Annotated in this window: 18 protein-coding genes; 15 read left to right on the plus strand and 3 right to left on the minus strand. The window is 54.6% G+C overall.

Annotated elements, in window-relative coordinates; genetic code table 11:
• Positions 1 to 67: 67 nt before the first annotated feature.
• Positions 68 to 349 (minus strand): peptidylprolyl isomerase PpiC, encoded by a 282-nt coding sequence (gene ppiC, locus F384_RS20520; RefSeq protein WP_006812396.1) that lies wholly within the window; start codon positions 347 to 349, stop codon positions 68 to 70.
• Between the two features lie 403 nt (positions 350 to 752).
• Here ppiC and rep point away from each other — a divergent pair, with 403 nt between their 5' ends.
• Positions 753 to 2774, plus strand: a complete 2022-nt coding sequence (rep, locus tag F384_RS20525; RefSeq protein ID WP_046492916.1) for a DNA helicase Rep — start codon at positions 753 to 755, stop codon at positions 2772 to 2774.
• Between the two features lie 128 nt (positions 2775 to 2902).
• Here the strand turns inward: rep and gppA are convergent, their stop codons facing one another.
• Positions 2903 to 4384, minus strand: coding sequence for a guanosine-5'-triphosphate,3'-diphosphate diphosphatase (gppA, locus tag F384_RS20530; protein WP_046492917.1), 1482 nt, complete (start codon positions 4382 to 4384; stop codon positions 2903 to 2905).
• Positions 4385 to 4520: 136 nt separating this feature from the next.
• Positions 4521 to 5789, minus strand: coding sequence for an ATP-dependent RNA helicase RhlB (rhlB, locus tag F384_RS20535; protein ID WP_046492918.1), 1269 nt, complete (start codon positions 5787 to 5789; stop codon positions 4521 to 4523).
• A 239-nt stretch (positions 5790 to 6028) separates the two neighbouring features.
• Between rhlB and trxA the strand changes: the two genes are divergently transcribed.
• The 14 genes from trxA (at position 6029) to wzyE (ending at position 20236) form a co-directional block, all read left to right on the plus strand.
• The gene (gene trxA / locus F384_RS20540) at positions 6029 to 6358 is read left to right on the plus strand and encodes a thioredoxin TrxA (protein ID WP_046492920.1); all 330 of its coding nucleotides are present in this window, start codon (positions 6029 to 6031) and stop codon (positions 6356 to 6358) included.
• Positions 6359 to 6527: 169 nt separating this feature from the next.
• Positions 6528 to 6611 (plus strand): rho operon leader peptide, encoded by an 84-nt coding sequence (locus tag F384_RS30015; protein ID WP_155404057.1) that lies wholly within the window; start codon positions 6528 to 6530, stop codon positions 6609 to 6611.
• A gap of 86 nt (positions 6612 to 6697) precedes the next feature.
• On the plus strand, positions 6698 to 7957 hold the full coding sequence (gene rho / locus F384_RS20545; RefSeq protein ID WP_002437993.1) for a transcription termination factor Rho: 1260 nt from the start codon (positions 6698 to 6700) through the stop codon (positions 7955 to 7957).
• 237 nt (positions 7958 to 8194) lie between these two features.
• On the plus strand, positions 8195 to 9298 hold the full coding sequence (gene wecA, locus F384_RS20550) for a UDP-N-acetylglucosamine--undecaprenyl-phosphate N-acetylglucosaminephosphotransferase (RefSeq protein ID WP_046492924.1): 1104 nt from the start codon (positions 8195 to 8197) through the stop codon (positions 9296 to 9298).
• A gap of 11 nt (positions 9299 to 9309) precedes the next feature.
• Positions 9310 to 10356 (plus strand): ECA polysaccharide chain length modulation protein, encoded by a 1047-nt coding sequence (wzzE, locus tag F384_RS20555; RefSeq protein WP_046492925.1) that lies wholly within the window; start codon positions 9310 to 9312, stop codon positions 10354 to 10356.
• Positions 10357 to 10411: 55 nt separating this feature from the next.
• Positions 10412 to 11542: a non-hydrolyzing UDP-N-acetylglucosamine 2-epimerase gene (wecB, locus tag F384_RS20560; RefSeq protein WP_046492926.1), complete on the plus strand. Its 1131-nt coding sequence runs from the start codon at positions 10412 to 10414 to the stop codon at positions 11540 to 11542.
• Positions 11539 to 12801 (plus strand): UDP-N-acetyl-D-mannosamine dehydrogenase, encoded by a 1263-nt coding sequence (gene wecC / locus F384_RS20565; protein ID WP_046492928.1) that lies wholly within the window; start codon positions 11539 to 11541, stop codon positions 12799 to 12801. The genes wecB and wecC overlap by 4 nt, the downstream gene beginning before the upstream one ends.
• Entirely contained in the window at positions 12801 to 13868 is a 1068-nt protein-coding gene (rffG, locus tag F384_RS20570) for a dTDP-glucose 4,6-dehydratase (protein WP_046492929.1), read from the plus strand. Before wecC ends, rffG begins: the two co-directional genes overlap by 1 nt.
• Positions 13869 to 13887: 19 nt before the next feature.
• The gene (gene rfbA, locus F384_RS20575) at positions 13888 to 14769 is read left to right on the plus strand and encodes a glucose-1-phosphate thymidylyltransferase RfbA (protein WP_046492931.1); all 882 of its coding nucleotides are present in this window, start codon (positions 13888 to 13890) and stop codon (positions 14767 to 14769) included.
• Positions 14747 to 15424, plus strand: coding sequence for a dTDP-4-amino-4,6-dideoxy-D-galactose acyltransferase (gene rffC, locus F384_RS20580; protein WP_046492932.1), 678 nt, complete (start codon positions 14747 to 14749; stop codon positions 15422 to 15424). Before rfbA ends, rffC begins: the two co-directional genes overlap by 23 nt.
• 4 nt (positions 15425 to 15428) lie before the next feature.
• Complete coding sequence (gene rffA / locus F384_RS20585; RefSeq protein WP_046492933.1) at positions 15429 to 16559, plus strand: dTDP-4-amino-4,6-dideoxygalactose transaminase; 1131 nt, start codon at positions 15429 to 15431, stop codon at positions 16557 to 16559.
• 1 nt (position 16560) lies between these two features.
• Positions 16561 to 17811 (plus strand): lipid III flippase WzxE, encoded by a 1251-nt coding sequence (wzxE, locus tag F384_RS20590; RefSeq protein ID WP_046492934.1) that lies wholly within the window; start codon positions 16561 to 16563, stop codon positions 17809 to 17811.
• The gene (locus tag F384_RS20595) at positions 17808 to 18887 is read left to right on the plus strand and encodes a TDP-N-acetylfucosamine:lipid II N-acetylfucosaminyltransferase (RefSeq protein ID WP_046492936.1); all 1080 of its coding nucleotides are present in this window, start codon (positions 17808 to 17810) and stop codon (positions 18885 to 18887) included. The genes wzxE and F384_RS20595 overlap by 4 nt, the downstream gene beginning before the upstream one ends.
• Positions 18884 to 20236, plus strand: a complete 1353-nt coding sequence (wzyE, locus tag F384_RS20600; RefSeq protein ID WP_046492938.1) for an ECA oligosaccharide polymerase — start codon at positions 18884 to 18886, stop codon at positions 20234 to 20236. Before F384_RS20595 ends, wzyE begins: the two co-directional genes overlap by 4 nt.

Consider the following 20236-nt stretch of genomic DNA (forward strand, 5'->3'; position numbering starts at 1 on the left):
GTAGGCCGGATAAGCGTAGCGTCATCCGGCAAAAAAAGCCCAGAGTCTGAACGCTCTGGGCTTTTGCTTAATTACGGTACAGCACTTTAATGATGTGGTAACCGAACTGGGTATGCAGCGGACCGGTAGGCTCCAGCACCGGGCAGGAAAAGACCACTTTATCGAACGCCGGAACCATCTGGCCCTGGCGGAATTCGCCTAAGTCACCGCCTCTTTTGCCTGACGGACAGATAGAGTGTTTCTTCGCCAGCTTGCCAAAGTCGGCGCCGTTTTTAATCTGCTCCAGAAGATCCTGTGCCAGTTTCTCTTCTTTAACAAGGATATGCAGTGCTGCTGCGGTTTTTGCCATTATTACGTTCTCATCTCTCAAAGGTTGCCCGCTACTTTATCATTCCTCCGGGCGTCAGACATATACTCTTCGCCAGCGCAGGACAGATGTCTCATCGGGTGTATGCCAGTTTGCTGCTTCAGGTGTTCTTCTTTGCAGCGCAGGTATGCGTGTCGTCGCCAGAATGAGGAACCAGGGGCAGCAAACGCTGGTTCTGGGCATTGTTGTCTTGATCCACAAGTATGTGGAAAACGGGTTGCTGTGGGGGGCTAATTGATGTCATTAGCGTGGTGATCTCTGCTTACCCGGTATCGGGATGAGGTTTGCCATCACTTTCAGGCTGCCTGACAGGCAGCCTGTTTCTCCCTCTGCCTCGCTTTCTGCTACAATCCCTCCCCCGTTCGAAGATTGAGCACTTTTTCCTATGCGTTTAAACCCCGGCCAACAACAAGCTGTCGAATTCGTCACCGGACCTTGCCTGGTGCTGGCGGGTGCGGGTTCCGGTAAGACACGCGTTATCACCAATAAGATTGCTCACCTGATCCGTGGCTGCGGCTATCAGGCGCGACACATTGCGGCCGTGACCTTTACCAACAAAGCGGCGCGCGAGATGAAAGAGCGTGTCGGACAGACGCTGGGACGCAAAGAGGCGCGCGGGTTAATGATCTCCACTTTCCATACGCTGGGGCTGGAGGTGATTAAACGCGAATACGCCGCGCTGGGGATGAAATCGAATTTCTCGCTGTTTGACGATACGGACCAGGTTGCGCTGCTAAAAGACCTGACGGAAGGGCTGATTGAAGACGACAAAGTGGTGCTGCAACAGCTGATCTCGACGATCTCGAACTGGAAGAACGATCTCAAAACGCCAGCGCAGGCGGCCGCCAGTGCGAAAGGCGAACGCGATCGGATCTTCGCGCACTGCTACAGTCTGTACGATGCGCATATGAAAGCCTGTAACGTCCTCGATTTTGACGATTTGATTTTGCTGCCGACGTTGCTGCTACAGCGCAATGAAGAGGTGCGCGAGCGCTGGCAGAACAAGATTCGCTACCTGCTGGTGGATGAATACCAGGATACCAACACCAGTCAGTACGAACTGGTGAAACTGCTGGTGGGAAGCCGGGCGCGATTCACCGTCGTGGGGGATGACGATCAGTCAATCTACTCCTGGCGCGGTGCGCGTCCGCAAAACCTGGTACTGTTAAGTCAGGATTTCCCGGCGTTACAGGTGATCAAACTGGAGCAAAACTACCGTTCTTCCGGACGGATCCTGAAGGCGGCGAACATCCTCATTGCCAACAACCCGCACGTTTTTGAAAAGCGTCTCTTTTCCGAACTGGGATACGGTGCGGAGCTTAAAGTCCTGAGTGCGAATAATGAGGAACACGAAGCCGAGCGGGTAACCGGGGAGCTGATCGCCCATCACTTTGTGAATAAAACGGAATATAAGGATTACGCCATTCTGTATCGCGGCAACCACCAGGCGCGGGTGTTTGAAAAATTCCTCATGCAGAACCGTATTCCATACAAAATCTCCGGCGGGACGTCGTTCTTCTCGCGTCCGGAGATTAAAGATTTGCTGGCTTACCTGCGGGTATTGACCAACCCGGATGATGACAGCGCGTTCCTGCGGATTGTGAATACGCCAAAGCGCGAAATCGGCCCCGCCACGCTGCAAAAGCTGGGCGAATGGGCGATGACGCGCAATAAAAGCCTGTTTACCGCCAGTTTTGATTTGGGGTTGAGCCAGACACTCACCGGGCGCGGCTATGACTCGCTCACCCGTTTTACCCACTGGCTGGGCGAGGTTCAAAGGCTGGCTGAACGCGAGCCGATTGCCGCCGTCCGCGATCTCATCCACGGAATTGATTACGAATCCTGGCTTTATGAAACCTCGCCCAGCCCAAAAGCGGCTGAAATGCGTATGAAAAACGTCAACCAGTTGTTTAGCTGGATGACCGAAATGCTGGAAGGGAGCGAACTGGATGAGCCCATGACGCTCACTCAGGTTGTCACCCGTTTCACGCTGCGCGACATGATGGAGCGCGGCGAGAGCGAGGAAGATCTGGATCAGGTGCAACTGATGACGCTGCACGCCTCGAAAGGGCTGGAGTTCCCGTATGTGTTTATGGTGGGAATGGAAGAAGGATTCCTGCCGCACCAGAGCAGTATCGATGAAGACAACATCGACGAAGAGCGGCGTCTGGCCTATGTCGGGATCACCCGTGCGCAGAAAGAGCTGATTTTTACGCTGTGTAAAGAGCGGCGTCAGTACGGTGAACTGGTGCGCCCGGAGCCGAGTCGTTTCCTGCTGGAGTTACCGCAGGACGATCTGATCTGGGAGCAGGAGCGTAAAGTAGTGAGCGCCGAAGAGCGAATGCAGAAAGGGCAAAGCCATTTGGCGAATCTGAAAGCCATGATGGCGGCAAAGCGCGGCCAATAAAATAATGCCGGGTGGCGGCTTCGCCTTACCCTGCCTACAATTTATTTATATATCAACGAATTGAAAAAAACTCTCTGTAGGTCGGATAAGCGTAGCGCCATCCGACATCAGGTTTACCAGCCGCTTTCTTACTGTACTTCTAAAGGCCAGTGGACATAGCTCTGCCACTGGCTTTCTTGTTCAATCAACTCTTTGCCCAGCGGATGCTGTTCCAGCCAGTCCGGCGGCAGCGTTAACGCGAGAATTTCATTCGACGCACGCAGCGTAATGGCTGGCACCAGATCGTCACGACGGCGACTGGCAAAGATAATCGCCAGTCTGAGCAGACGACAGAGATGCTCCGCCACGCGCGGCGGTACGGCGTTTTGCTGATGCAACGACGAGAGATCGACCGGGTTGGTCTGATTTAACAGCAGCGTGGCGAGCAGTTTTTTCTGCGCTGGCGTGAAGCCCGGCAGATCCAGATTGCGGACCAGATAGGCGGCATGCGAAGGCGCTTGCTTGAAATCAACGCTCAGACCTATCTCGTGCAACTGACAGGCGCTGATCAGCAGTTCGCGGCTGATCGGTTCAAGGTGCCACTCATTTTCGACCTGATCGAGAAAACTCACCGCCAGATTTGCGACGCGATGCGCCTGATCGGTATCCACCATAAACCGGCGCTGAATGTTACGCAGCGTGCGGCTGCGAATATCCTGATCCACCGCGAGATGCAGCATTCCGTAGACCAGTCCTTCACGCAACGCTCCACCGGCCAGGGTCATGCACTGAATATTCAGTTCGGTGAAGATCGCGATCAGAATGGCCAGTCCGCTGGGGAACACCAGCGCGCGTTCCAGCGTTAACCCTTCAATTTCCAGCTCTTCCAGACGGCCACAGTGAATCGCTCGCTGTTTCAACTGCTGCAGTTTCGCCAGCGTGATGCGCTCATCCATTCCCTGCGCCATCATGATTTCCTGCAACGCCTGAACGGTCCCAGAGGCGCCGACGCAGACTTTCCAGCCGTGATAGCGAAGTTCATCGGCAACCGGACGCAGCACATCGCGCGCCGCTTTTTCCGCTTCATCGAAATTTTCTTGCGCCAGATTGCGATCGGTAAAGTAACGTTCAAGCCAGGTGACACAGCCCATCGACAGGCTAAACAACGAGGTGGTTTGCGCGCCCGTTCCGGTGACCAGTTCGGTACTGGCGCCGCCAATATCAACGACCAGACGCTGATCCGCGCCGCCAGTGGTGTGCGCCACGCCCTGATAAATCAGGCGCGCTTCTTCTTCACCGCTGATGACCTGAACCGGACAACCGAGGATTTCCTGCGCTTTAGCGATAAATTCGCTGGCATTCACCGCGATACGCAAGGTTGCCGTGGCGACCACGCGAATTTGAGGTTGTGGAATATCCTGAAGGCGCTCGGCGAACAGACGCAGGCATTGCCAGCCGCGCTCCATTGCATCAGCAGAAAGGACATTGTGACTGTTCAAACCAGCGGCCAGACGCACCTTGCGTTTAATGCGCGTGAGCGTCTGGATGCTACCTGCCACCTCGCGTACTACCAGCATGTGAAAACTATTGGAACCGAGATCGATTGCTGCGTACAACGAGGTCGAATTCATACACTTCATCCTTCAACCCGTATCTGTGTTGGCTGCGTTCTCTCACCCGAATCACTGACCAAAGTAAGCTCATCGGGATTCGTTTTCTTGCCGCCTTGATACAGGCTGAATGATTTTGTGTATGGCATAACTTTTCTTAACCTGAACGGCGACGATTGCGCGGGGCACCGCCAGAGCGACGCGGGCCATTGCCAGGACGCGTGCGTGTCAGACGCAGCGGCTTCGGCAGATTGTTCATCAACGCATCCGGATTATATTTACTCACCGGAATCGAGTGACCAATGTAGGTTTCAATCGCAGGCAGGTTCAGGGCGTACTCTTCACAGGCCAGACTGATGGAGTGACCGCTTGCGCCAGCGCGGCCCGTACGACCAATACGGTGTACGTAGTCTTCGCAATCGTCAGGCAGATCGTAGTTAAAGACGTGCGTGACGGCAGGAATGTGCAGGCCGCGCGCGGCGACGTCGGTTGCGACCAGGATATCCAGATCGCCACGGGTGAATTCGTCGAGGATACGCAGACGTTTTTTCTGCGCTACGTCACCCGTCAGCAAGCCGACGCGATGACCGTCAGCGGCAAGGCTACCCCAGATATCTTCGCAACGGTGTTTGGTGTTAGCGAAGACAATGGCGCGATCCGGCCACTCTTCTTCGATTAGCGTTTGCAGTAAGCGCATTTTCTCTTCGTTAGACGGATAGAAAAGCTCTTCTTTAATACGGTGACCCGTTTTCTGTTCCGGCTCGACTTCGACGTATTCGGCGTTGTTCATTTGTTCGAACGCCAGTTCACGTACGCGATAAGAGAGGGTAGCAGAGAACAACATGTTCAGGCGCTGGTTGGCCGGCGGCATGCGGCGGAACAGCCAGCGGATATCTTTAATAAAGCCAAGATCGTACATGCGATCGGCTTCATCGAGGACCACCACCTGGATGGCGCCCAGATTGATGTGATTCTGTTTCGCGTAGTCGATCAGACGACCCGTGGTGCCGATTAAAATGTCGACGCCGCTTTCCAGCACCTTCAGCTGTTTGTCGTAACCGTCGCCGCCGTAAGCGAGGCCCAGCTTCAGACCCGTCGTCTGTGCCAGCGGCTCGGCATCGGCGTGGATCTGCACGGCTAACTCACGCGTCGGCGCCATAATTAAGGCGCGTGGCTGGTTCACCTTGCGATCATCAATCGCGGGATGAGAGAGGAGATAATGAAACGTTGACGTCAGGAACGCCATCGTTTTTCCGGTACCGGTTTGCGCCTGCCCGGCAACATCGCGACCAGCCAGCGTAAGCGGCAGTGCGAGGGCCTGAATGGGCGTGCAGTTATGAAAGCCTTTATTTTCAAGGGCTTCGATAACCTTTGGGTGCAGGGCGAAGTCGGAAAACTTCTGTTCTGTTAAATGTGTTTTGCTCATAGTGTGGTAGAATATCAGCTTACTATTGCTTTACGAAAGCGTATCCGGTGAAATAAAGTCAACCTTTAGTTGGTTAATGCTATACACAAATCATTCATGATGCGTCGAGCCGGCAAGTGAATCAGTCCACAGAAGCGTACAGAGTACGTGACTGGGGCGATGAGCGAAGCCAACAAAGAGGCAGCTTGAAAGAGGATGTGTATATACCAACACACCAGGCTTTTTCCTGTGGAGTTTATATGAGCGATAAAATTATTCACCTGACTGACGACAGTTTTGACACGGATGTACTCAAAGCGGACGGGGCAGTCCTCGTTGATTTCTGGGCAGAGTGGTGCGGACCGTGCAAAATGATCGCCCCGATTCTGGATGAAATCGCTGACGAATATCAGGGTAAATTGACGGTTGCTAAACTGAACATTGACCAAAACCCAGGCACTGCGCCGAAGTATGGTATCCGCGGCATCCCGACCCTGCTGCTGTTTAAGAACGGTGAAGTTGCCGCGACCAAAGTGGGCGCACTGTCCAAAGGTCAGTTGAAAGAGTTCCTCGACGCTAACCTGGCGTAAGCCGGACGTCTCATGTTCGGGTGACCAGGATCCTAAATGATTCGGATGACTGGACGCCCGACGTGAGTCGTGCTAAGTTAGTGTTGACTTCGTATTAAACATACCTTATTAAGTTTGAATCTTGACAATTCCAATACTTCCCGTTTTTTCTCGCACGTGAAGTGGACAGATTCCTGGCTTATCATTCAATCCGTCTTGTCGTTTCAGTTCTGCGTACTTTCCTGTGACCAGACAGCGAACAGACATGAGTTGATGGCCGTAAACAGGCATGGATGACCCTGCCATACCATTCACAAATTAAGTTCGAGATTTACCCCAAGTTTAAGAACTCACACCACTATGAATCTTACCGAATTAAAGAATACGCCGGTTTCTGAGCTGATCACTCTCGGCGAAAATATGGGGCTGGAAAACCTGGCTCGTATGCGTAAGCAGGACATTATTTTTGCCATCCTGAAGCAGCACGCAAAGAGTGGCGAAGATATCTTTGGTGACGGTGTGCTGGAGATATTGCAGGATGGATTTGGTTTCCTCCGTTCTGCAGACAGCTCCTATCTCGCCGGTCCTGATGACATCTACGTTTCCCCCAGCCAAATCCGCCGTTTCAACCTCCGCACTGGTGATACCATCTCTGGTAAGATTCGCCCGCCAAAAGAAGGCGAACGCTACTTTGCGCTGCTGAAAGTTAACGAAGTTAACTATGACAAACCGGAAAACGCCCGTAACAAAATTCTCTTCGAAAACTTAACCCCGCTGCACGCAAACTCTCGTCTGCGTATGGAACGTGGTAACGGTTCTACCGAAGACTTAACGGCGCGTGTTCTGGATCTGGCTTCGCCAATCGGTCGTGGTCAGCGTGGTCTGATCGTCGCACCGCCGAAAGCCGGTAAAACCATGCTGCTGCAAAACATTGCGCAGAGTATTGCTTACAACCACCCAGACTGTGTGCTGATGGTCCTGCTGATTGACGAACGTCCGGAAGAAGTGACCGAGATGCAGCGTCTGGTGAAAGGTGAAGTTGTCGCTTCTACCTTTGACGAACCGGCATCCCGTCACGTTCAGGTTGCGGAAATGGTTATCGAGAAAGCGAAACGTCTGGTTGAACATAAAAAAGACGTTATCATTCTGCTCGACTCCATCACCCGTCTGGCGCGTGCTTACAACACCGTGGTTCCGGCCTCCGGTAAAGTACTGACTGGTGGTGTGGACGCTAACGCCCTGCATCGTCCGAAGCGTTTCTTCGGTGCGGCACGTAACGTGGAAGAGGGCGGCAGCCTGACCATCATCGCCACGGCGCTGATTGATACCGGCTCTAAGATGGATGAAGTCATCTACGAAGAGTTTAAAGGCACCGGTAACATGGAATTGCACCTCTCTCGTAAGATTGCTGAAAAACGCGTCTTCCCGGCTATCGACTACAACCGTTCCGGTACCCGTAAAGAAGAGCTGCTCACCACCCAGGAAGAGCTGCAGAAAATGTGGATCCTGCGTAAGATTATTCACCCGATGGGCGAAATCGACGCAATGGAATTCCTCATTAATAAACTGGCAATGACCAAGACTAACGACGACTTCTTCGACATGATGAAGCGCTCGTAAACTCGCTCTCAGCCGAAAACGCCACGTTTTTACGTGGCGTTTTGCTTTTATGTCTGTAATCTTAACGACACGCTAACAAATAATGGATTATCACCCCTGACGCGCACACGGTAGTCATCAAGTGCGACGCATGGTTAATAATTATACAAAACAGACGGTTCGGGATGGAGTTTCCCTTCTGAATACAGACCGTCGTGGTTATACTTCTGCTAATAATTTTCTCTGAGAGCATGCATTGTGAATTTACTGACAGTCAGTACTGATCTCATCAGTATTTTTTTATTCACGACACTGTTCCTGTTTTTTGCGCGCAAGGTCGCAAAAAAGGTCGGTTTAGTGGATAAACCCAACTTCCGTAAACGCCACCAGGGATTGATACCGTTAGTTGGGGGCATCTCAGTTTATGCGGGGATTTGTTTCACATTCAGCATTGTGAATGTCTATATTCCCCATGCGGCTCTCTATCTGGCTTGTGCAGGTGTTCTGGTTTTTATCGGCGCACTGGACGATCGTTTTGATATTAGCGTAAAAATTCGTGCCACCATTCAGGCCGCTATCGGCGTGATCATGATGGTGGTGGGAAAACTCTATCTCAGTAGCCTCGGCTACATCTTTGGTCCGTGGGAGATGGTGCTCGGGCCGTTTGGTTATTTCCTCACACTCTTCGCCGTGTGGGCTGCGATCAACGCATTCAACATGGTGGATGGTATCGACGGCTTATTAGGCGGACTCTCAAGCGTCTCATTTGCTGCGATGGGGCTTATCCTGTGGTTTGATGGACAGACAAGTCTGGCTATCTGGTGCTTTGCCATGATCGCCGCCATCCTGCCGTATATACTGCTGAACCTCGGTGCGCTTGGCCGTCGCTATAAAGTGTTTATGGGCGACGCGGGCAGTACGCTGATTGGTTTTACCGTTATCTGGATCCTGCTTGAAACCACCCAGGGGCGAACGCACCCGATAAGCCCGGTTACCGCACTGTGGATCATCGCCATTCCGCTGATGGATATGGTGGCCATCATGTACCGTCGTCTGCGTAAAGGGATGAGCCCGTTCTCGCCAGACCGTCAACATATTCATCATTTGATCATGCGCGCAGGGTTTACTTCACGTCAGGCGTTTGTCCTGATAACGCTTGCCGCTGCGATACTGGCCTCGATTGGCGTGCTGGCGGAATATTCTCATTTTGTCCCGGAATGGGCCATGCTGGTGCTCTTTTTGCTAGCATTCTTCCTCTACGGTTACTGCATTAAACGTGCCTGGAAGGTGGCGAGGTTCATCAAGCGCATGAAGCGCAGATTACGAAGAAACCGTGATAACAATCCGAAATTAACCAAGTAAATGAGGGTGCGATGACTCAACCATTGCCGGGGGCACACGCTGTGAGCGCTGAGAATGAACTGGATATACGTGGGTTGTTTCGTACCTTGTGGGCCGGGAAGGTGTGGATTGTCGGTATCGCGCTGTTATTTGCGCTGATCGCGCTGGCGTATACGTTTTTTGCTCGTCAGGAGTGGAGTGCGACCGCGATCTCCGATCGCCCCACGGTGAACATGCTGGGCGGTTACTACTCCCAGCAGCAGTTTTTGCGCAATCTCGATACGAAAGCCGACAACGCATCAGGTGAGCAACCTTCGGTCATGGATGAAGCCTATAAAGAGTTCGTCATGCAACTGGCCTCCTGGGATACGCGTCGCGATTTCTGGCTGCAAACCGACTACTACAAGCAGCGGATGGTCGGCAACAGCAAAGCCGATGCCGCGATGCTGGATGAGCTTATCAATAACATCCAGTTCACCCCCGGTGATTTCGCCCGCGCGATTAACGACAGCGTCAAACTCATTGCCGAAACGGCGCCTGATGCAAACAATTTGCTGCGCCAGTATGTGGCGTTCTCCAGTCAGCGTGCGGCAAGCCATCTCAACGAAGAACTGAAAGGCGCGTGGGCCGCGCGGACTGTGCAAATGAAGGCGCAGGTCAAACGTCAGGAAGAGGTGGCGAAAGCCATTTTCTCCCGCCGCGTGAGCAGCATTGAGCAGGCGCTTAAGATTGCAGAACAGCACAATATCTCCCGCAGTGCGACAGATGTGCCGGCAGATGAATTACCGGATTCTGAGCTGTTTCTGCTCGGACGTCCGATGCTCCAGGCACGCCTTGAAAATTTACAGGCGGTTGGCCCCTCCTTCGATCTGGACTACTTCCAGAATCGAGCCATGCTAAATACATTGAATGTGGGTCCAACTCTGGACCCGCGTTTTCAGACCTATCGCTATTTGCGTACGCCGGAAGAACCGGTAAAACGCGATAGCCCACGCCGTGCCTTCCTGATGGTGATGTGGGGCATCGTGGGGGGGCTTATCGGCGCAGGTGTTGCGTTAACCCGCCGCCGCACGATTTAGCACGACTGCCGCAGTGAGGGGCTGGGCCCTCACTGACTATTCGAAGAGAATCGATGTGAAAGTACTGACTGTATTTGGCACGCGACCGGAAGCCATAAAAATGGCGCCTCTGGTGCATGCGCTGGCAAAGGATCCTGATTTCGACGCAAAAGTCTGCGTCACCGCGCAGCACCGGGAGATGCTCGATCAGGTATTGAACCTCTTTTCTATTGTCCCTGACTACGATCTCAACATCATGCAGCCAGGTCAGGGATTGACAGAAATTACCTGTCGGATACTGGAAGGGCTGAAGCCTATCCTCGCAGACTTCAAGCCGGATGTGGTGCTGGTTCACGGAGATACCACGACCACTATTGCGACTAGCCTGGCCGCGTTTTACCAGCGTATACCGGTTGGTCATGTCGAAGCCGGGTTACGCACTGGCGATCTCTATTCCCCGTGGCCGGAAGAGGCAAACCGTACGCTGACCGGGCATCTGGCGATGTATCACTTTGCGCCGACAGAGAATTCGCGGCAAAACCTGCTGCGCGAGAATATTGCCGATAACCGCATCTTTGTCACCGGCAATACGGTGATTGATGCGCTGATTTGGGTGCGCGACCGTGTTCTGGCGAGCGATACGCTGCGTTCAGAACTGGCCGAGCAGTATCCGTTCCTTAGCTCGGATAAAAAGCTGATCCTGGTGACCGGTCATCGTCGCGAAAGCTTTGGTCGCGGATTTGAGCAGATTTGCCATGCCCTGGCGGAGATTGCGGCCGCTAATCAGGATGTGCAGATTGTTTATCCGGTGCACCTGAACCCGAACGTCAGCGAGCCGGTCAACCGCATTCTCGGCCATGTTGAAAACGTGACGCTGATTGAACCGCAGGACTATCTGCCTTTTGTCTGGCTGATGAATCACGCCTGGCTGATTCTGACGGACTCCGGCGGGATTCAGGAAGAGGCACCATCACTGGGTAAACCGGTACTGGTGATGCGTGAAACGACCGAACGGCCCGAGGCGGTTACCGCGGGTACCGTGCGTCTGGTGGGGACAGACTCACAGCGCATTGTTGAAGAAGTCACGCGTTTGCTGCATGACGAAAACGAATATCAAGCCATGAGCCACGCCCATAACCCATACGGCGACGGGCAGGCCTGTGGCCGCATTTTACACGCGTTAAAAAACAATCGGGTATCGCTATGAGTTTTTCTACCATTTCTGTTATTGGGCTGGGATATATCGGTTTGCCGACGGCGGCTGCCTTTGCTTCGCGCCAAAAGCAGGTCATTGGGGTGGACGTTAACCCGCATGCGGTGGAGACCATCAATCGCGGTGAAATCCATATTGTTGAGCCGGATCTGGATAAGGTAGTGAAAACGGCGGTGGAAGGCGGCTTCTTGCGCGCTACCACTACGCCTGTCGACGCCGATGCGTATCTGATTGCGGTGCCGACGCCGTTTAAAGGCGAGCATGAGCCGGACATGACCTATGTCGAAGCGGCGGCGAAATCCGTTGCGCCGGTACTGAAAAAAGGCGCGCTGGTGATCCTCGAGTCGACCTCTCCGGTTGGTGCGACCGAACAGATGGCGGTGTGGCTGGCAGAAATGCGTCCGGATCTCACCTTCCCGCAGCAGGCGGGAGAGCAGGCGGATGTGAATATCGCCTATTGCCCTGAGCGCGTTCTGCCGGGCCAGGTAATGGTTGAACTGATTAAAAATGACCGGGTGATCGGCGGCATGACGCCGGTGTGCTCGGCGCGCGCCAGTGAGCTGTACAAGATATTCCTTGAAGGCGAGTGTGTAGTGACGAATTCCCGTACGGCCGAAATGTGCAAGCTGACGGAAAACAGCTTCCGCGACGTCAACATCGCTTTTGCCAACGAACTGTCGCTGATTTGCGCCGAACAGGGGATTAACGTCTGGGAGCTTATTCGCCTGGCGAACCGCCATCCGCGCGTCAACATTCTCCAGCCGGGACCGGGCGTCGGTGGGCACTGTATTGCTGTCGACCCGTGGTTTATCGTGGCGCAGAATCCGCTACAGTCGCGTCTGATTCGTACCGCGCGCGAAGTGAATGACGCTAAACCACACTGGGTTGTTGATAAGGTTAAAGCCGCCGTTGCGGACTGCCTGGCAGCGACGGACAAGCGCGCCAGCGAAGTGAAAATCGCCTGCTTTGGCCTTGCATTCAAACCTAATATCGACGATCTGCGTGAAAGCCCGGCGATGGGGATTGCGAAGAGTATCGCCCAGTGGCACAGCGGTGAAACGCTGGTGGTGGAACCGAACATCCACCAGTTGCCGAAAAAGCTGGATGGTCTTTGCACCCTGGCAGAACTGAACGACGCGCTGGCGACGGCCGACGTGCTGGTGATGCTGGTCGATCACAGCCAGTTTAAAGCCATTCAGGGTGATGCCGTGCAGCAGCAGTACGTCGTGGATACCAAAGGAGTGTGGCGTTAATGAAACGGATTCTGGTGACCGGTGGCGCAGGTTTCATCGGCTCAGCGGTGGTACGGCATATCATTAATGAGACGGCAGATGCGGTGGTGGTAGTGGATAAACTCACCTACGCCGGCAATCTGATGTCGCTGGCGCCGGTTGCGCAGAGCGATCGTTTTGCCTTCGAGAAGGTGGATATTTGCGATCGCGCCTCGCTGGATCGGGTTTTTCAACAGTATCAACCAGACTGCGTGATGCATCTGGCCGCCGAGAGTCATGTCGATCGCTCTATCGACGGCCCGGCGGCGTTTATCGAAACCAACATTGTGGGCACCTACACGCTACTGGAAGCGGCGCGGGCGTACTGGAGTGAACGGGCTGACGAGAAAAAATCGGCGTTTCGCTTCCATCATATCTCGACGGATGAAGTGTATGGCGATCTGCACTCGACGGATGATTTCTTTACTGAGACGACGCCGTACGCCCCAAGCAGTCCCTATTCCGCGTCAAAAGCCAGTAGCGATCACCTGGTGCGCGCCTGGCTGCGTACTTACGGTTTCCCGACGCTTATCACCAACTGTTCCAACAACTATGGCCCATACCACTTTCCGGAAAAACTGATCCCGTTGATGATTCTCAATGCGCTGGTGGGTAAACCGCTGCCGGTGTATGGCAACGGACAGCAGATCCGCGACTGGCTGTATGTGGACGATCACGCCAGAGCGCTGTACTGCGTGGTGACCACCGGGGAAGTCGGGGAAACGTATAACATTGGCGGTCATAACGAGCGTAAGAACCTGGACGTGGTGGAGACGATTTGCGACCTACTGGAAGAACTGGCACCGAATAAACCGCAGGGTATCGCGCGCTATCGCGACCTGATTACCTTTGTGGATGACCGTCCGGGTCACGACGTACGCTACGCCATTGACGCGTCGAAAATCGACCGTGAGCTTGGCTGGACGCCGCAGGAAACCTTTGAAAGCGGCATGCGTAAAACCGTGCAGTGGTATCTGGCGAATGAGGCATGGTGGAAGCCCGTGCAGGACGGCAGCTATCAGGGCCAACGTTTGGGTCTGAAGGGCTGATTACCCGGAGGAGGAAGGCATGAAAGGTATCATTCTGGCGGGCGGTTCTGGCACCCGTTTGCATCCTATCACGCGCGGCGTGTCTAAACAGTTGCTGCCCATTTACGATAAGCCGATGATTTATTATCCATTATCGGTGCTCATGCTGGCAGGTATTCGCGAGATCCTGATCATTACCACGCCGGAAGATAAAGGGTATTTTCAGCGTCTGCTGGGTGACGGTTCCGAATTCGGCATTTCTCTGCAATACGCTGAACAACCGAGTCCGGATGGTCTGGCACAGGCGTTTATCATCGGTGAGACGTTCCTTAACGGTGAGCCTTCCTGCCTGGTGTTAGGCGACAATATCTTCTTTGGTCAGGGGTTCAGCCCCAAATTGCGTCATGTGGCTGCGCGTACCGAAGGGGCGACCGTGTTTGGCTATCAGGTGATGGATCCAGAACGGTTTGGCGTAGTGGAGTTTGATGACAATTTCCGCGCCATCTCGTTAGAAGAGAAACCGAAACAGCCTAAATCTAACTGGGCGGTGACCGGGCTCTATTTCTACGACAGCAACGTGGTGGAGTACGCAAAGCGCGTGAAACCCTCCGAGCGCGGCGAACTGGAGATCACCTCTATCAATCAGATGTACCTTGAAGCAGGCAATCTGACGGTTGAGCTACTGGGGCGCGGTTTTGCCTGGCTCGATACGGGAACGCATGACAGCCTGATTGAGGCGAGTACCTTTGTGCAGACGGTTGAAAAGCGTCAGGGATTCAAAATTGCCTGTCTGGAAGAGATTGCCTGGCGCAATGGCTGGCTGGATGATGACGGTGTGAAACGTGCCGCCAGCGCCTTAGCGAAAACGGGCTACGGCCAATATTTGCTGGAGCTGCTTCGTGCACGTCCGCGCCAGTATTGAGCCGCTGGGCTGGGAAAATCGCTTCTTTGGCGTCAACAGCGCGATTGTCCGGCTGGATCCCGCCGCGCCGTTATTAACCGCAGACGTCTTACAGCCCTGGTCACGGGTGCAGGCTAAAATTCCGGCGGCCAATACCGCCGGTCTGGATGTTCTGCAACAGCTGGGTTTCTCGCTGGTGGAAGGGGAAGTGGATCTTGCCGTCAGCGTCGGGGAAACCGGCGGGCAAACTGGCGCAGAAATTGCACAACTGACGGACATTCCGGCATTGCGTCAACTCGCTGCGGCGGCCTTTGCGCAAAGTCGTTTTCGTGCGCCGTGGTACGCGCCTGATGCCAGCGCCCGCTTTTATGCGCAGTGGATTGAAAACGCGGTACACGGCACGTTTGATCATCAGTGTCTGGTTCTTCGCACCGCAAACGGCGCTATTCGCGGCTATGTTTCGCTGCGTGAACTCAATGACCGTGAGGCGCGCATCGGCTTACTCGCCGGGCGTGGCGCAGGAGCCGAACTGATGCAGGCGGCGCTGAGCTGGGCGCAGGCGCGCGGCAAAACAACATTGCGGGTGGCGACCCAGATGGGCAACACCGCCGCGCTTAAACGTTATATACAAAGCGGTGCGAATGTAGAAAGCACCGCGTACTGGTTATACAGGTGACAACATGATTCCGTTTAACGCACCGCCGGTGGTGGGAACCGAACTCGATTATATACAGTCCGCGATGGGCAGCGGCAAACTGTGCGGCGATGGCGGTTTTACTCGTCGTTGTCAGCAGTGGCTGGAGCAGCGTTTTGGCAGCGCGAAGGTGTTGCTGACGCCTTCCTGTACCGCTTCCCTGGAGATGGCGGCACTGCTGCTGGATATCCAGCCTGGCGATGAAGTGATCATGCCGAGTTATACCTTCGTATCGACCGCGAATGCGTTTGTGCTGCGCGGCGCCAAAATCATCTTTGTGGATATCCGTCCGGATACCATGAACATCGACGAAACGCGTATTGAAGCGGCGATCGGCGAAAAAACGCGGGCGATTGTGCCTGTGCATTACGCGGGTGTGGCCTGTGAGATGGACACCATCATGGCGCTGGCGGAGAAGTACAACCTGTTTGTCGTGGAAGATGCCGCGCAGGGCGTCATGTCGACTTACAAAGGCCGTGCGCTGGGAACGATAGGCCACATCGGCTGCTTCAGTTTTCACGAAACGAAAAACTACACGGCGGGTGGCGAAGGCGGCGCAACGTTGATTAACGATCGCAGCCTTATCGAGCGTGCGGAAATCATTCGCGAAAAAGGCACTAACCGCAGCCAGTTCTTCCGCGGTCAGGTCGACAAATATACCTGGCGCGATATTGGTTCCAGCTATTTGATGTCCGATCTACAGGCCGCCTATCTCTGGGCGCAACTGGAAGCGGCGGACCGCATTAATCAGCAGCGTCTGGCGCTGTGGCAGACCTACTACGATGCCCTCGCGCCGCTGGCGCGCGCCGGCAGAATTGAACTGCCGTCCATTCCGGATGACTGTAAACAAAACGCCCATATGTTTTATATCAAGCTGCGTGACATTGACGATCGTAGCGCGCTGATTAACTTCCTGAAAGAAGCCGAAATTATGGCGGTGTTCCATTACATTCCGCTGCATGACAGCCCGGCTGGCGACAAGTTTGGTGAGTTTTGCGGCGAGGATCGCTACACCACCAAAGAGAGTGAACGCCTGCTGCGCTTACCGCTGTTCTATAACCTGTCGGCAGTGAATCAGCGTACGGTGATAACGACATTGCTTAACTATTTCGCCTGATATGTCGCTTGCGAAAGCGTCCTTGTGGACGGCGGCCAGCACGCTGGTCAAAATTGGCGCGGGGTTACTGGTCGTTAAGTTGCTGGCGGTGTCTTTCGGTCCGGCGGGCGTCGGGCAGGCGGGAAACTTCCGTCAGATGGTCACCGTACTCGGTGTTCTGGCGGGGGCCGGGATTTTCAACGGCGTCACCAAATACGTTGCGCAGTCCCATGATAATCCGGAACAACTGCGGCGAGTCGTCAGTACGTCCTCGGCTATGGTGCTGGGATTTTCGACGCTGCTGGCGCTGGTCTTTCTGCTCGCGGCGGCACCGATTAGCCAGGGGCTGTTCGGCCATACTCAGTATCAGGGGCTGGTGCGCTTAGTGGCGCTGGTGCAGATGGGGATAGCCTGGGCCAACCTGCTGCTGGCGTTGATGAAAGGATTTCGTGATGCGGCCGGAAATGCGCTGTCACTGATTGTCGGCAGCCTGGTGGGTGTTGTTGCTTACTATGGCTGTTACCGGTTGGGAGGCTATGAAGGCGCGCTCCTCGGTCTGGCGTTGGTGCCCGCGCTGGTGGTGATCCCTGCGGCGGCCATGCTGATGAAACGCGGGATGATCCCGCTGTGCTATCTGCGACCATCCTGGGACAAGGGGCTGGCGGGGCAACTCAGCAAATTTACGTTGATGGCGCTCATCACCTCCATCACGCTGCCCGTGGCGTATGTGATGATGCGAAACCTGCTGGCGGCGCACTACAGTTGGGACGACGTCGGGATCTGGCAGGGGGTGAGCAGTATTTCGGATGCTTATCTACAATTTATTACCGCTTCGTTCAGCGTCTACCTGTTGCCGACGCTGTCGCGCCTCACCGAAAAGCGGGATATCACGCGAGAAGTGGTGAAGTCGCTGAAGTTTGTTCTGCCTGCGGTAGCCGTCGCGAGTTTCACCGTCTGGCTGCTGCGTGATGTTGCTATCTGGTTGCTGTTCTCTGAGAAATTCACCGCCATGCGCGATCTGTTTGCCTGGCAGTTAATCGGAGATGTGTTGAAAGTCGGGGCGTATGTCTTCGGTTATCTGGTGATCGCCAAAGCATCACTGCGATTTTATATTTTGGCTGAAATCAGCCAGTTCATTTTATTGACGGCATTTGCGCACTGGCTGATCCCGGCGCACGGCGCGTTGGGTGCGGCACAGGCCTATATGGCCACGTACGTCGTCTATTTCTCTCTGTGTTGTGGCGTATTTTTACTCTGGCGTAGGCGGGCATGACTGTACTGATTCACGTACTGGGATCGGATATCCCTCACCATAATCAAACCGTGCTGCGGTTTTTCAACGATACGCTGGCATCAACCAGCGAGCATGCTCGTGTCTTTATGGTTGCCGGTCAGGATGGCGGGCTGACGGAAAGCTGCCCGGCGCTGTCCCTTCGTTTCTTCAGCGGTAAAAAATCGCTGGCGGAGGCGGTGATTGCGCAAGCCAAAGCGAACAGACAGCAGCGCTTCTTCTTCCACGGTCAGTTTAATACGACGCTGTGGCTGGCATTACTGAGTGGCGGAATCAAGCCCAGCCAGTTTTACTGGCACATCTGGGGCGCGGATCTGTATGAAGTCTCCAGCGGACTGAAATTCAAACTGTTTTATCCGATTCGTCGCCTGGCGCAAAGCCGTGTCGGGGGCGTTTTTGCCACCCGGGGCGATCTGAGTTATTTCGCCCAACAGCACCCGCGCGTGCCGGGTGAACTGCTCTATTTCCCGACGCGAATGGATCCCTCGCTCAACAATATGGTGAACTTCCGCCAACGCAGCGGAAAAATGACCATTCTGGTAGGCAACTCAGGCGATCGCAGTAACGAGCATATTGCCGCGCTGCGGGCGGTGCATCAGCAGTTTGGCGACACGGTAAACGTGGTGGTCCCGATGGGTTATCCGGCGAACAACGAGGCGTATATTGCGCAAGTCCGCCAGGCGGGGCTGAGCTTGTTCAGCGCAGATAACCTGCAGATCCTCAGCGAGAAGCTGGCGTTCGACGACTATCTGGCGCTGCTGCGTCAGTGCGATCTCGGATACTTTATTTTTGCCCGTCAGCAGGGAATTGGCACCTTGTGCTTGCTGATTCAGGCTGGCGTGCCGTGCGTGCTGAACCGCGAGAATCCGTTCTGGCAGGACATGGTGGAACAGCATCTTCCGGTGCTCTTCACAAGCGACGAGCTGAACGAACAGGTGGTGCGCGAGGCGCAGCGCCAACTGGCGTCCGTGGATAAAAATACCATTACCTTCTTTAGCCCGAACTATTTGCAGCCCTGGCATCACGCATTGCAGGTCGCCGCAGGGGAGGCGCTATGAGCCTGATGCAGTTCAGCGGCCTGTTTGTCGTCTGGCTCCTCTCCACGTTGTTTATTGCTACGCTGACCTGGTTTGAATTCCGCCGCGTGCGCTTCAACTTCAACGTGTTTTTCTCGCTGCTGTTTTTGCTGACCTTCTTTTTTGGCTTTCCGCTGACCAGCGTGCTGGCGTTCCGCTTTGACGTCGCCGTCGCGCCGCCGGAAATCCTGCTACAGGCGCTGCTTTCCGCCGCCTGTTTCTACGCGATTTACTATGTGACCTATAAGACCCGCTTACGCAAACGGGTTGCGGATGCGCCGCGCAAACCGCTGTTCACCATGAACCGGGTGGAAACCCATCTCACCTGGGTGATGCTGATGGGGATTGCGCTCATCAGCGTGGGCATCTTCTTCATGCACAACGGTTTCTTGCTGTTCCGCCTGCAGTCGTACAGCCAGATTTTCTCCAGTGAAGTCTCCGGGGTGGCGCTAAAGCGCTTCTTTTACTTTTTTATCCCGGCGATGCTGGTGGTCTATTTCCTGCGCCAGGACAGCAAAGCGTGGCTGTTCTTCCTGGTCAGCACCGTCGCATTTGGCCTGCTGACGTATATGATCGTCGGCGGTACCCGCGCCAATATCATCATTGCCTTCGCCATTTTCCTGTTCATTGGCATCATTCGCGGCTGGATCTCGCTGTGGATGCTGGCGGCGGCGGGCGTGCTGGGGATTGTCGGTATGTTCTGGCTGGCGCTGAAGCGCTACGGGCTGAACGTCAGCGGCGACGAAGCGTTCTACACGTTCCTCTATCTCACCCGCGACACGTTTTCTCCGTGGGAGAACCTGGCGCTGCTGCTGCAAAACTACGACAAGATCGAATTCCAGGGACTGGCGCCGATTGCCCGAGATTTCTACGTCTTTATTCCCTCCTGGCTGTGGCCAGGGCGACCGAGTATGGTGCTGAATACCGCGAACTATTTTACGTGGGAAGTGCTGAACAACCATTCCGGTCTGGCGATCTCGCCGACGCTGATTGGGTCGCTGGTAGTGATGGGCGGGGCGTTGTTTATCCCGCTGGGCGCAGTTGTGGTGGGGTTGATTATCAAATGGTTCGACTGGCTGTATGAGCTGGGTAATCGTGAGACCAACCGCTACAAGGCCGCGATTTTGCATAGTTTCTGCTTTGGCGCGATTTTTAATATGATCGTGCTGGCGCGAGAAGGACTGGACTCGTTTGTCTCGCGTGTTGTTTTTTTCCTGGTGGTTTTTGGTGCCTGTTTGCTGGTGGCAAAACTTCTGTTCTGGCTGTTTGACCAGGCTGGACTGATCCATAAACGTTTGCGAGCCCTGCCAGACAAACGGGTTGAAGGATAG

The sequence above is a fragment of the Citrobacter amalonaticus Y19 genome, assembly GCF_000981805.1.
In the GTDB taxonomy this organism is placed as follows: domain Bacteria; phylum Pseudomonadota; class Gammaproteobacteria; order Enterobacterales; family Enterobacteriaceae; genus Citrobacter_A; species Citrobacter_A amalonaticus_C.

What these genes read in the sequence shown, in the direction of transcription:
- ppiC (WP_006812396.1), bottom strand. Translation starts at nt 349, where the DNA reads ATGGCAAAAACCGCAGCAGCACTGCATATCCTTGTTAAAGAAGAGAAA.
- rep (WP_046492916.1), top strand. Translation starts at nt 753, where the DNA reads ATGCGTTTAAACCCCGGCCAACAACAAGCTGTCGAATTCGTCACCGGA.
- gppA (WP_046492917.1), bottom strand. Translation starts at nt 4,384, where the DNA reads ATGAATTCGACCTCGTTGTACGCAGCAATCGATCTCGGTTCCAATAGT.
- rhlB (WP_046492918.1), bottom strand. Translation starts at nt 5,789, where the DNA reads ATGAGCAAAACACATTTAACAGAACAGAAGTTTTCCGACTTCGCCCTG.
- trxA (WP_046492920.1), top strand. Translation starts at nt 6,029, where the DNA reads ATGAGCGATAAAATTATTCACCTGACTGACGACAGTTTTGACACGGAT.
- rho (WP_002437993.1), top strand. Translation starts at nt 6,698, where the DNA reads ATGAATCTTACCGAATTAAAGAATACGCCGGTTTCTGAGCTGATCACT.
- wzzE (WP_046492925.1), top strand. Translation starts at nt 9,310, where the DNA reads ATGACTCAACCATTGCCGGGGGCACACGCTGTGAGCGCTGAGAATGAA.
- wecC (WP_046492928.1), top strand. Translation starts at nt 11,539, where the DNA reads ATGAGTTTTTCTACCATTTCTGTTATTGGGCTGGGATATATCGGTTTG.
- rffG (WP_046492929.1), top strand. Translation starts at nt 12,801, where the DNA reads ATGAAACGGATTCTGGTGACCGGTGGCGCAGGTTTCATCGGCTCAGCG.
- rfbA (WP_046492931.1), top strand. Translation starts at nt 13,888, where the DNA reads ATGAAAGGTATCATTCTGGCGGGCGGTTCTGGCACCCGTTTGCATCCT.
- rffA (WP_046492933.1), top strand. Translation starts at nt 15,429, where the DNA reads ATGATTCCGTTTAACGCACCGCCGGTGGTGGGAACCGAACTCGATTAT.
- wzxE (WP_046492934.1), top strand. Translation starts at nt 16,561, where the DNA reads ATGTCGCTTGCGAAAGCGTCCTTGTGGACGGCGGCCAGCACGCTGGTC.
- F384_RS20595 (WP_046492936.1), top strand. Translation starts at nt 17,808, where the DNA reads ATGACTGTACTGATTCACGTACTGGGATCGGATATCCCTCACCATAAT.
- wzyE (WP_046492938.1), top strand. Translation starts at nt 18,884, where the DNA reads ATGAGCCTGATGCAGTTCAGCGGCCTGTTTGTCGTCTGGCTCCTCTCC.